We start from the raw sequence: 11164 nt of genomic DNA on the forward strand, positions 1-11164 counted from the left end.
TCAAGCCTTGGAGAGGCTTAGCTGCACGACATTGGTGCGGCCGGTGCGGAACCCTGCCTCGCAATAGCTGAGATAGAACCGCCAGAGTTTGCGGAACCGCTCGTCGAAGCCAAGCTGAGCGATCTCGTCCCAGGCGCCCTCAAACCGCCGGCCCCATTCGGCCAGGGTGTCGGCATAGTCCTCACCGAACCGGCTGAGACCGGTCCAATGCAGGCCGGCCCGATCGGTGATCGGTTTTAGGCGCTCTTCGGACGGCAGCATCCCGCCCGGGAAGATGTACTTCTGGATGAAGTCGGCGCGGCGGCGATAGGCGTCGAAGATCTCGTCGCGAATGGTGATGATCTGCAAACCGGCGCGGCCGCCGGGGGCCAGGACGTCGCGAATCTTGCCGAAATAGGTCGGCCAGTAGCGTTCGCCGACCGCCTCGAACATCTCGATAGAGGCGACCCGGTCGAAGCTGCCTTCGACGTCGCGATAGTCGATCATGCGGATGTCGGCCCGCTCAGTCAGGCCCTGCTCGAACATCCGCTTGCGGGCGAAGTCGAACTGCTCCTTGGAAATGGTGATGCCGGTGACCTTGGCCCCAACTTCCTTGGCCGCATATTCGGCGAATCCGCCCCAGCCGCAGCCGATCTCCAGCACGCTCTGATCTGGGCCAAGCCCCATGCCCAGCGCCAGCATCCGGTACTTGTTGGTCTGGGCCTGATCCAGCGCCTGACCGGAGCGTTCGTAGCGGGCCGAGGAGTAGGTCATCGTCCGGTCGAGCCAGCGCGAATAGAAGGCGTTGCCGAGATCGTAGTGGGCGTGGATGTTCTTGCGCGATCCTTCGCGGGTGTTGGCGTGCAGGGTGTGGCCGACGAAGTTGGCGGCGCGCACCAGCGGATTGCCAAGCACCACCCTGGCCAGGCGGTCGAAGTTGAGGCTCACCGCGCTGAGCACCGCCGCGAGGTCCGGCGTTTCCCATTCGCCGGCCATGTAGCCCTCTGCGAACCCGATGTCGCCAGCGGCCAGCACTCGCCGCATGAAGCGGAAGTCGTGAATGATGATCCGGGCCTCGACCCCAGGCTCGGCGCCCTTGATCTTGAGTTCGCGGCGTGAGGGCGTGACGAAGGTGAGGCCCCCGACCCGCCAGTTCAGCGCCATCAGCCTGGCCGCGAAGCGAAACGCCGCCGGAGCTCCCGCGAGTTCGGGGAGCCTGCCGAAAGCTCTGGGCGAGGCGGCGAGCGCTCTCAACGATGGTTCATGCGCCAAGCTCATGGTCGCAACCCTCGATTTTCTTCAAGCTAACACTGCATTTGGGATTGAGGCGAATCAACTCCAACCCTCGCCCTACGGTTCCGCTGGTCAGGCGGATGTGTTCTGGGGCGTTTTCGCGCTTGTGAACCACGCAGACGCGCGCCACTTAGGCCCTTACGGCGCTAGACCGCCGACGGAAAAAGCTCGGGAATGTCATGACCGTACTGACGCTCAATCGCTGGAATATCTCCATCGGCGACGGCCAACCGCTGGTCGTGATCGCGGGGCTGAACGTGATCGAGGACTTGGATCTGGCGCTGGAGACCGGCCGCCATCTGAAGGCGGTGACCTCCGAGCTGGGCCTGCCCTATGTGTTCAAGGCGAGCTTCGACAAGGCCAACCGCTCTTCGATCAAGAGCTTCCGCGGGCCGGGCCTGACCGAGGGCCTCAAGATCCTCGCCGAGGTGAAGGCGCAGTTGAATGTGCCGATCGCCACCGACCTGCATGAAGTCAGCCAGGCCGAGCCGGTGGCCGCTGTCGCCGACATCGTCCAGATCCCCGCCTTCCTGTGCCGCCAGACCGACCTGGTCGTGGCCACCGCCAAGGCCACGGCGGCGGCCGGCGGGCTGCTGCATGTGAAGAAGGGCCAGTTCCTGGCGCCTTGGGACTGCCAGAACATCCTCTCGAAGATCAAGGAAGCCGCCGACGTGGGAGTGATCCTCTGCGAGCGCGGCAACTCGTTCGGCTACAACAATCTCGTGGTCGACATGCTGGGCATTCAGGAGATGAAGAAGCTCGGCGCGCCGGTGACCATCGACGCCACCCACGCCGTGCAGCTTCCTGGCGCAGATCCGCGAACGGGCGGGGCCTCGACGGGCGGGCGACGCGAGGGCGTGGCGATCATCGCCAAGGCGGCCGTGGCCTCGGGCGCGGACGGTGTGTTCCTGGAGTTCCACCACGATCCGGACAAGGCGCTCTGCGACGGCCCGAGCTGCCTGCCGCTGGACGGCGCGCGTGATCTGCTGGCGACCTTGAAGGCCGTCCATGCGGCCGTGCGATAATCGGCGTAGTCTCTGAAATCATGGACCTGTCGGCCCTTCAGCAGATTCTCTCCGCCCTCCCGGGGGCTCGTATCGCCTGTGTCGGCGACCTGATGGTCGACCGCTTCGTCTATGGCGACGTCACCCGCGTCTCGCCCGAGGCGCCGATCCCGGTCCTGGCCCGCAAGCGCGAGCTGGTGATGCTGGGCGCGGTCGGCAACGTGGCGCGCAACGCCGCGGCCCTTGGCGGTGAGGTCTGCCTGGTCGGCATGATCGGCGGCGACGCCGAGGGCGTCGAAGCCCTGCGCCTAATCAAGGCCGAGGTGGGCGTTGAAGGCTTCGTGGTCACCGATGCCGGGCGGCCGACCACCTTGAAGACGCGGTTCGTTTCCGGCGGTCAGCAACTGCTGCGCGTCGACATGGAAACCAGCGGCCCGGCCAGCGGGGATGTGGAGCAGCGGCTGATCCGCACCGTCCGCGACGTGGCGCGCGATGTCGGCGTTGTGCTGTTGTCCGACTACGGCAAGGGCGTGGTTACGGCCGGCGTCATCGAGGCCTGCCGGGCCTCGGGCGCGGTGATGATCGTCGACTCCAAGGCGCGCAGCTTCGCGCGCTATGGGCAGGTCGACATCGTCAAGCCGAACGCGGCCGAACTGGCCCACGCCACCGACATGCCGACCTCGACGGACATTGAGATCGAGGCGGCGCTCATTCACGCTCTGACCCTTTGTGAAGCCAAGGCGATCTTGGTGACGCGGGCGGCGAAGGGGATTTCGCTGGCGGTGCGCGGGCAAGCCGTGCGGCACTTCCCGGGCGTTCCGCGCGAGGTGTTCGACGCCTCGGGCGCGGGCGACACCACGCTGGCGGCGCTGGGCCTGGCCCTGGCGGCCAAGGTCGAGATCGCCGACGCCATCGCCTTCGCCATGCTGGCCTCAGGCGTGGCGGTGGGCAAGGCCGGCACCGCCGTGGTGACGCCGGAAGAGATGATCGAGGCCTCGATCAGCGCCCACATGGCGCCGGCGGAGGCCAAGATCGTCACGCCGCAACGGATGGCCGACGAAATCGCCCGCTGGCGGGCCAAGGGGCTGAAGGTCGGCTTCACCAACGGCTGCTTCGACATTCTGCATAAGGGTCATGTCGCCTATCTGACCCAGGCGCGGGCCTGGTGCGACCGGCTGATCGTCGGGGTCAATTCCGACCGGTCGGTGCGCGAACTGAAGGGCGAGGGGCGTCCAGTCAACGACCTGGAGGGCCGCGCCGTGGTGTTGGCCGGGCTGGGCTCGGTGGACCTCGTCGCGCCGTTCGACGAGGACACCCCGATGAAGCTGATCGAGGCGGCGCGGCCTGACGTCCTGATCAAGGGCGCGGACTATGCCGAAAGCGAAGTGGTCGGCGGGGATTTCGTGAAGTCCTACGGCGGAGAGGTTAGGCTGGCGCAGATCGTCGACGGCTATTCGACCACGGCCGCCATCGCACGGATGCAGGAGAAAGCATGACCCGCCGGATCATCTTCGTCACAGGCGGGGCCGGGTTCATCGGCTCCAACATCGTCGCCAAGCTGGCCGAGGACCCGTCGCTGGACGTCGTCGTCTGCGACTGGCTGCACGAGGCCGAGCTCGGCAAATGGCGCAACATCGCCAAACACCCGATCGGCGACTTCGTGGCCCCGGAATCGATGTTCGAATGGCTTGAGAAGCGTTGGCGCGACGTCGAGCTGGTCGTCCATATGGGCGCGGTGTCCTCCACCACGGAGCCGGACGCCGACAAGATCGTCCATGCGAACTTCACCCTCAGCCGCGACCTGTTCCGTTGGTGCGCCGACCATCAACGCCGGTTCGTCTACGCCTCCTCGGCGGCGACGTATGGCGACGCCGTCGACTTCCGGGACCAGGACGACGTGGATTCGCTGGCCGCGCTCCGGCCGCTGAACACCTACGGCTGGTCCAAGGCGCTGTTCGACCTGTTCGCGGCCCGCCAGGCGGCTCGGGATTACGCGCCGCCGCAATGGGCGGGGCTGAAATTCTTCAATGTCTACGGGCCGAACGAGGAACATAAGCACTCGATGAAGTCGGTGGCCTCGCAGATCTGGCCGAAGGTGCGCGACGGCCATGCGGTGCAGCTCTTCAAGTCCTATCGCGAGGGCGTCCCGGACGGCGGCCAGACCCGCGACTTCGTCTATGTGCGCGATGTCGCCGACGTGGTCGGCTGGCTGGCCAAGAACGAGCAGGTCAGCGGGATCTACAATCTCGGCTCGGGCACGGCGCGGACCTTCGAGGACATGGCCAAGGCCGTCTTCGCCGCCGTCGATCGGCCTGCCGAGATCGAGTACACGCCGATGCCGCCGGCCATTCGCGACAAGTACCAGTACTTCACCCAGGCCCACATGGAACGCCTGCAGGCCGCCGGCTACAACCAGCCGATGACCGGGCTGGAAGAGGGTGTCGGCGATTACGTGAAGCGTTACCTCTCTCAGCCCGACCCGTACCGGTAGGGCCAGGGCGGTCATGGCGGATCGTCCCAGGGGATTTCGGCGCCTGATCGCCGCTGGAGTTGTGCTGCTGGCCTTGCTGGTGGCCGCGGCGGCTTTCGTCTGGCGCGACGATATCCTGCGGACCCGGCTCGATCCCAAGGAACCGTTCCAGACCTACGACCCGCCGCCGGCGCCGGACTATGCGACCAAGGCCGCCTGGGCCTTGCTGCCGGCCAATGCGGGGAGCCCGACGCCCAGGGATCCGCCGGCCGATGTGTTCTTCGTCGGGCCGACCACCTTTGACGGCGGCCGTCACTGGAACGCGCCGATCGATGATCCCAAGGCCGACCGGCTGTTTCGGGAGGTGATGGCGCCGAACTATGCCGGGCCGTTCGTTCGGGTCGGCCGGATCTTCGCGCCGCGCTATCGGCAGGCCAGCCTCTACACGCTGATGACCCTGCGGGACGACGCCAAGGAGGCGCGCCGCTTCGCCTATTCCGACGTGGCGGCGGCCTTCCGGTACTATGTCGAGCACTACAACCAGGATCGGCCCTTCGTGGTTGTCGGCGTAGAGCAGGGCGGGACCCTGGCGGCGCGGCTGCTGGCGGAGGAAGTCGCGGCTCATCCGGAACTGAAGGCGCGGATCGCCGCAGCCTATCTGGTTCAGACGGTGATCCCTGCCAACTCGCCGCCGCTGCCCCCGTGCCTTGGTCCGGGGCAGCCTGGATGTGTCGCGGCCTGGGCCTCGGTGTTCGAGGGCGAGCCCGAGCGGGCCCAGGCGATCTTGGATCGCTCGTTGGTTTGGGGCGAAGGCGGCCAGCTGGTGAACCTCCAGGGCCGGGTTCCCATGTGCTTCAATCCGTTGCTGGGCGCGGCGAGCAACGCCGAGGCTCCGGCGCGTCTCAGCCTGGGCGCGGCCAACGCCACGGGCCTGGAATGGGGCGCGCGGCCGGCCTTCTTGAGCCGGCAGATCTCGGCGCGCTGCGAGAAGGGCGTGCTGCGCGTGTCGCGGCCGAAATCGACCTCGCTGAAGCCGTCGGGATCGTGGACCGATCGCCGCAAGTCACCGGCCTACAACCTGTTCTACGGCGATCTGGAGGCCGATGCGAAGGCCCGGGTGGCTGCGCTGGAAGTCCAGCGATCCGATGGAATGCAGAACTAGCGTGCTCGTGCAGGGGGTTTTCGCGTGAACCAATCGTCGGCCCCCGCTCATCGTCCTCAGGTCGTCATCATCGGCGGCGGCTTTGGCGGTCTGGCCGCGGCGCGCGAACTGGCCAAGGCGCCGGTCGACATCACCCTGCTGGATCGTCGCAACTATCACCTGTTTCAGCCGCTGCTCTATCAAGTCGCGACCGCGGCCTTGTCGCCATCAGAGATCGCCTGGCCGATCAGGCATCTGTTGCGGGGGCAGCCGAACGCGCGGGTCCTGCTGGCCGAAGCGACCGGGGTCGATCTTGATCGGCGCTGCGTCCAGACCACGGTCGGCGACCAGGCGTTTGACTATCTGGTGGTCGCCACCGGCGCCGATCACTCCTATTTCGGCCACCCGGAATGGTCGGAAAGCGCGCCGGGCCTGAAGAGCATTGAGGACGCGACAGCGATCCGTCGGCGGGTGCTGGGCGCGTTCGAGAGGGCGGAGAACGCGCCGCTCGCCGAGCGCGAGGCGCTGCTCACCTTCGTTATCGTCGGCGGCGGGCCGACCGGGGTGGAGATGGCCGGCGCGGTCGCCGAACTCGCCCGCGACGCCCTGGCCCGCGACTTCCGCAACGTCGATCCGCGTGAGGCCAAGGTGATGCTGGTCGAGGCTGGTCCCCGCATCCTGGCGGCCTTTCCCGAGCCGTTGGCCGCCTATGCGGCGCGGGTTCTGCGGCGGCTGGGCGTGAGCGTCATGACCGAGACCGCCGTCACGGGGTGTAGCGCGGACGGCGTCGAACTCGGCGAACGCCATCTGGCGTCCAGCACAGTCATCTGGGCGGCCGGCGTGGCCGCCTCGCCGTTGGCGGCAGGCCTCACCGGCCCTCATGACCGGGCGGGTCGATCCGTGGTGCAGGACGATCTCTCGCTGGAAGGTCACCCCAATGTCTTCGTGGTCGGCGACGCCGCGTCGACGAAGGGACCCGCGGGCGCGTCCGTGCCCGGCATCGCCCCAGCCGCCAAGCAAGCGGGCCGGCATGCGGCTGGCGTGATCGCGGCTCGCATTAGCGGGCGTCCCGGGCCGGGCGCGTTCCGCTACCGCCATGCCGGCGACCTCGCCACCATTGGCCGTAGCGCCGCCGTCGTGCGGTTCGACGGGTTCCATCTCACCGGCTGGCTCGGCTGGGTCTTCTGGGGCCTGGCGCACATCTACTTCCTGATCGGCCTGCGTAACCGGATCGCCGTCGCGCTCGACTGGTCCTGGAGTTGGCTCACCCGCCAGCGGCACGTGCGGTTGATCATCGGCTAGGTTCGATTGACCTGCGCCGCCGCCAAGGGCCATCGTGCCGGCCCAGAGCGCCCCAGGGAGATAACGCCATGACCAATCGCCAGATCGTCCTCGAGCAACTTCCCCAGGGCAAACTGTCGCCGGACCACTTCCGCCTGACCGAGACGGCGACGCCGACACCTGGCGATGGGGAGGTGCTGCTTCGGACCCGCTACATCTCGCTGGACGCCGCCAACCGGGCCTGGATGCAGGGCGCGACCTATCGCGCGGCCCTGGCGGCAGGCGATGTCATGGCCGGCGGATCGCTGGCCGAGGTGGTGGAGAGCAAGGCGCCGGGCCTGGCCAAGGGCGACTTCGTGTTCGCTGACACCGGCTGGCAGGACTATGCGGTGCTGGCGGGCGAGGGGCTCTCCAAGCTGCCGGACCTGAAGCCGATGACGCACCTGCTCAGCGTTTATGGCGTGGCCGGGCTGACCGCCTATTTCGGCCTGCTGGAATGCGGCCAGCCAAAAGCCGGGGAGACGGTCGTGGTTTCGGCGGCGGCCGGCTCGGTCGGCTCCCTGGTCGGGCAGATCGCCAAGATCCGCGGCTGCAAGGTGGTCGGGATCGCCGGCGGCGCCGAGAAGTGCGCCTGGCTGAAGGACGAACTCGGGTTCGATGAGGCCGTCGACTACAAGGCCGGTGACGTTCGGCGCGCCTTACGGGCGGCATGTCCGAAGGGGATCGACGTCTATTTCGACAATGTGGGCGGCGACGTCTTCGAGGCGGCGCTGTTCAACATGAACAATTTCGGCCGGATCGCCTGCTGCGGGGCGGTCTCGCAATACGACGGCAGCGCGCCGCCGCACGGTCCGCGTGGCATTCCCGGCCTGATCGTCACCAAGCGCCTGAACGTGCGGGGCTTCATCGTCTCCGACTTCAACGCTCAGCGTGAGGCCGCGCTGTCCGACCTGGAGAGCTGGGTCGAGACCGGCAAGCTGGAGGTGTTGGAGGATGTCATCGACGGACTTGAGAACGCGCCGTCGGCCCTGGTCGGCCTGCTGGCGGGGGAGAACCGCGGCAAGCGTATGGTGAAGGTTAGCTGATCTTCCCGCTCGTCATCCTCCGATCAGCCGAAGGCTGATCCGGGGGACCCAAGCTGACTTCGCAGAATGTGGTGAGCCCGTCTGGGTCCCCCGGATTGTCTTTCAGACGACCGGAGGATGACGAGCATCAATAGTGCTAACCCGCGTCCCTCAGCGGCGAGCTCGGGCGCCAGTCGAAGAGTTCCTGCAACACCCGCAAGGCCTTGCCGCGCTCGGAGGTGAGCTCGGGATCACGATCCACGATCATGCGAGCATCGTCGCCGGCCGTGGCGATCAGGTCGCGGTGGGCGATGGGATCGGCGAAGACATAGGCGGGGAAACCCGACTGTCGCAGGCCCAGCGCATCGCCGCCGCCACGCAGTTCGAGGTCGACCTCGGCGATCTGGAACCCGTCATCGGTGCGCCGCAGGATGTCGAGCCGCTTCTGGGCGGTCTCCGACAGCGGCGGATCATAGAGCAGGACGCAGGCGCTTTCGCGCGAACCGCGCCCGACCCGGCCGCGAAGTTGGTGAAGCTGGGCCAGGCCGAAGCGTTCGGCCTGTTCGATCACCATGATGGTCGCATTGGGGACATTGACCCCGACCTCGACGACCGTGGTCGCCACCAGCAGGCTGATCTTGCCGTCGGCGAAGTCGGCCATGACCGCATCCTTCTCCGGGCCGCTCATCTTGCCGTGCACCAGGCCGACGCCAGGACCGATTTTCTGGCGCAGCTCGGCGGCGCGCTTCTCGGCGGCCTTCAGGTCGATCAATTCGGATTCGGAAACCAGCGGGCAGATCCAGAAGGCCTGGGCGCCGTTGGCGATCACATCGCGCAGCCGGGCCTCGACCTCCTCGACCCGGCTCATGGGGACGGCGCGGGTGGCGACCGGCGTGCGGCCCGGTGGCTTCTCGTCGATGCGCGAGACGTCGAGATCGCCGTAGACGGTCAGTTCCAAGGTCCGCGGGATCGGGGTGGCGGACATGGCGATCAGGTGGACAGCTTCGCCCTTGGCCTGGAGCCGCTGACGCTCAGCCACGCCGAAGCGGTGCTGCTCATCGACGACGGCCAGTTGCAGGCGTTGGAAATTCACATCGTCCTGGAAAAGGGCGTGGGTGCCGACCGCGACCTGGACGGCGCCGGAGGCCAGGGCGCGCAGCTTTTCGGCGCGGGCCAGGCCCTTGTCTCGGCCAGTGAGCAGGACAGCGCTGATCCCGTGGTCGGAGAGCGGACCGGAGAGGGTCTCGAAGTGCTGGCGGGCCAGGATCTCGGTCGGGGCCATCAGCGCGCTCTGGCCCCCGCCGCCCGCGACATCGGCCATGGCCAGCATGGCCACCACGGTCTTGCCGGAGCCGACATCGCCCTGGATCAGCCGGCTCATCCGCTCGCCGGCGGCGAAGTCATTGCGAATGTCGGCGAGGGCGCGCTCCTGGGCTCCGGTCAGGGAGAAGGGGAGGTCAGCCCTGATCTTGGCGGAAATCTCGGCGGGAACGAGCTTGGCGGCCGGCTCGCGGCGGCGGTCGGCCTTGCGTTGGGCCATGGCCAACTGATGGGCGAGGAGTTCGTCATAGGCCAGGCGGCGAATGTGCGGCGTCTGCGGGGCCAGGTCGATTTCGCCGGCCGGAGCGTGGAGCCGGACCAGGGCCTCGCGCCAGGTCGGGAGCTGTTCGCGCGCCAACCAGGCGGCGTCCTGCCACTCGGGCAGTTCGGGCGCGCGTTCCAGAGCCTCCAACGCAAACTTGCGGACCGTGCGGGCGGGGAGGCCCGCCGTGGCTGGATAGACCGCCTCGAAGAGGGCGATCTCGTCGGCCCGTTCCGGAGGCAGGAAATAGTCCGGATGGGCGATCTGCAGGTTCAGGCCGAAGCGCTCGACCTTGCCGCTGACCAGCCGCTTGGCGCCCAGCGGGTGCTTCTGCTCGAGCTGTCCACCGAACCCGCCAAAGAAGACCAGGGTGAGGACGCCGGTGCCGTCATAGGTCTCCACGCGCCAGGGCTGCTGCGGGCTGCGCGGCTTCTTGAAGGCGTCGATCTGGACTTCGAAGATCTGGGTCGCGCCCTCGATGGCGGTGTTCACCGTGGCGTGGGTCCGCTGGATCACCGAGTGAGGGCGAAGGAACAGGACGTCGCGGACGACGGGGCCAGCCAGTTTTTCCAGCAAGGGAGCCACGCGAACGCCGACCCCCTTGAGCGAGGTGATGGGCGCGTAAAGCGGGAATAGAATCTCAGGCCGCATGGCGCGAACATAGCGCGACCATGGACAGGGTGCGGCGCCCGTGATGATCTTCTTTCAAACAGGGGGGAATCTACCATGCGTAGCGCGCTCATCGCGACGGTCGCCGTCGTTCTGCTGGCCGGTTGCGGTCAATCTGCCGAGACGGCCAAGAGCGAGGCCGCGGCGGCCCCGGCGCTGCCGCCGGCGGTGGCGATCGACCCCAGCTTCACCGGTTTCGCCAAGCCCAAGGGCGACGATCAGTTCGGCTATTACCTGCCGGCCGCCGAGGTGAAGGTGGGCGACTACAGGCTCGATAACCTGCACATCGCCGGGCAACAGGGCTTTGGCGACTGGGAACGGGGAGACCGGACCAAGACCTATGGTCCGGTCATGCTCGAATTCGTCGACATCACCAGTCCGGCCCGTAAGAACGCGCTGGGCAATGTGACCTATTCGGTGAAGTTGAAAGTGCTGCCCGCGGCCTACGCCGTCACCGACGATCGGGTGCGGCTGGTGGGCAAGCATCCCAAGCTCGGCGATGTGCGGATGGACGTGAAGATCGACCCCGCGGCGTTGAAAAAATCAAAGGCGACCAAGGGCAAGGACGGCGTGACGGTCGCGACCGGCGCGCTGCAGGTCGGGGACACGCCGTTCAAGGACGTGGCTTTCACCTGGCGGGGAGGCGATTGGGGCTGATCGCCCCTGGCGTGGGACGACGGG

At 67.4% G+C, this 11164-nt stretch carries 9 protein-coding genes; 7 read left to right on the top strand and 2 right to left on the bottom strand.

Features of this window, described 5'->3' with window-relative positions; translation table 11 throughout:
* Window positions 1-1143 carry a cyclopropane-fatty-acyl-phospholipid synthase family protein gene (locus ASE02_RS11235; protein ID WP_235536668.1) on the bottom strand — a complete coding sequence of 381 codons (1143 nt, stop codon included), beginning with the start codon at window positions 1141-1143 and terminating at the stop codon, window positions 1-3.
* 308 nt (window positions 1144-1451) lie between these two features.
* Here ASE02_RS11235 and kdsA point away from each other — a divergent pair, with 308 nt between their 5' ends.
* The 6 genes from kdsA to ASE02_RS11265 all read left to right on the top strand — a co-directional run bounded on the left by kdsA (window position 1452) and on the right by ASE02_RS11265 (window position 8253).
* Window positions 1452-2297, top strand: coding sequence for a 3-deoxy-8-phosphooctulonate synthase (gene kdsA / locus ASE02_RS11240; protein WP_056734175.1), 846 nt, complete (start codon window positions 1452-1454; stop codon window positions 2295-2297).
* A 20-nt stretch (window positions 2298-2317) separates the two neighbouring features.
* Window positions 2318-3772: a D-glycero-beta-D-manno-heptose 1-phosphate adenylyltransferase gene (rfaE2, locus tag ASE02_RS11245; RefSeq protein WP_056734177.1), complete on the top strand. Its 1455-nt coding sequence runs from the start codon at window positions 2318-2320 to the stop codon at window positions 3770-3772.
* Window positions 3769-4767: an ADP-glyceromanno-heptose 6-epimerase gene (gene rfaD / locus ASE02_RS11250; RefSeq protein WP_056734179.1), complete on the top strand. Its 999-nt coding sequence runs from the start codon at window positions 3769-3771 to the stop codon at window positions 4765-4767. The genes rfaE2 and rfaD overlap by 4 nt, the downstream gene beginning before the upstream one ends.
* A gap of 13 nt (window positions 4768-4780) precedes the next feature.
* The gene (locus ASE02_RS11255; protein ID WP_056734181.1) at window positions 4781-5908 is read left to right on the top strand and encodes a DUF3089 domain-containing protein; all 1128 of its coding nucleotides are present in this window, start codon (window positions 4781-4783) and stop codon (window positions 5906-5908) included.
* A 24-nt stretch (window positions 5909-5932) separates the two neighbouring features.
* On the top strand, window positions 5933-7189 hold the full coding sequence (locus ASE02_RS11260) for an NAD(P)/FAD-dependent oxidoreductase (RefSeq protein ID WP_056734183.1): 1257 nt from the start codon (window positions 5933-5935) through the stop codon (window positions 7187-7189).
* Between the two features lie 68 nt (window positions 7190-7257).
* Complete coding sequence (locus ASE02_RS11265; protein ID WP_056734185.1) at window positions 7258-8253, top strand: NADP-dependent oxidoreductase; 996 nt, start codon at window positions 7258-7260, stop codon at window positions 8251-8253.
* A 136-nt stretch (window positions 8254-8389) separates the two neighbouring features.
* On the opposite strand, the gene recG is transcribed toward ASE02_RS11265, so the two are convergent.
* Window positions 8390-10465, bottom strand: coding sequence for an ATP-dependent DNA helicase RecG (gene recG, locus ASE02_RS11270; protein ID WP_056734187.1), 2076 nt, complete (start codon window positions 10463-10465; stop codon window positions 8390-8392).
* A gap of 75 nt (window positions 10466-10540) precedes the next feature.
* On the opposite strand from recG, the gene ASE02_RS11275 reads away from it, so the two are divergent.
* A complete protein-coding gene (locus ASE02_RS11275; RefSeq protein WP_056734189.1) occupies window positions 10541-11140 on the top strand; it encodes a hypothetical protein in 600 nt (199 codons plus the stop codon).
* The last annotated feature ends 24 nt before the right edge of the window (window positions 11141-11164 follow it).

Source organism: Phenylobacterium sp. Root700 (assembly GCF_001429025.1).
In the GTDB taxonomy this organism is placed as follows: Bacteria; Pseudomonadota; Alphaproteobacteria; order Caulobacterales; family Caulobacteraceae; genus Phenylobacterium.

Coding starts and splice junctions, on each gene's coding strand:
- ASE02_RS11265 (WP_056734185.1), top strand. CDS start 7,258: ATGACCAATCGCCAGATCGTCCTCGAGCAACTTCCCCAGGGCAAACTG.
- ASE02_RS11275 (WP_056734189.1), top strand. CDS start 10,541: ATGCGTAGCGCGCTCATCGCGACGGTCGCCGTCGTTCTGCTGGCCGGT.
- recG (WP_056734187.1), bottom strand. CDS start 10,465: ATGCGGCCTGAGATTCTATTCCCGCTTTACGCGCCCATCACCTCGCTC.
- kdsA (WP_056734175.1), top strand. CDS start 1,452: ATGACCGTACTGACGCTCAATCGCTGGAATATCTCCATCGGCGACGGC.
- rfaE2 (WP_056734177.1), top strand. CDS start 2,318: ATGGACCTGTCGGCCCTTCAGCAGATTCTCTCCGCCCTCCCGGGGGCT.
- rfaD (WP_056734179.1), top strand. CDS start 3,769: ATGACCCGCCGGATCATCTTCGTCACAGGCGGGGCCGGGTTCATCGGC.
- ASE02_RS11255 (WP_056734181.1), top strand. CDS start 4,781: ATGGCGGATCGTCCCAGGGGATTTCGGCGCCTGATCGCCGCTGGAGTT.
- ASE02_RS11235 (WP_235536668.1), bottom strand. CDS start 1,143: ATGGCGCTGAACTGGCGGGTCGGGGGCCTCACCTTCGTCACGCCCTCA.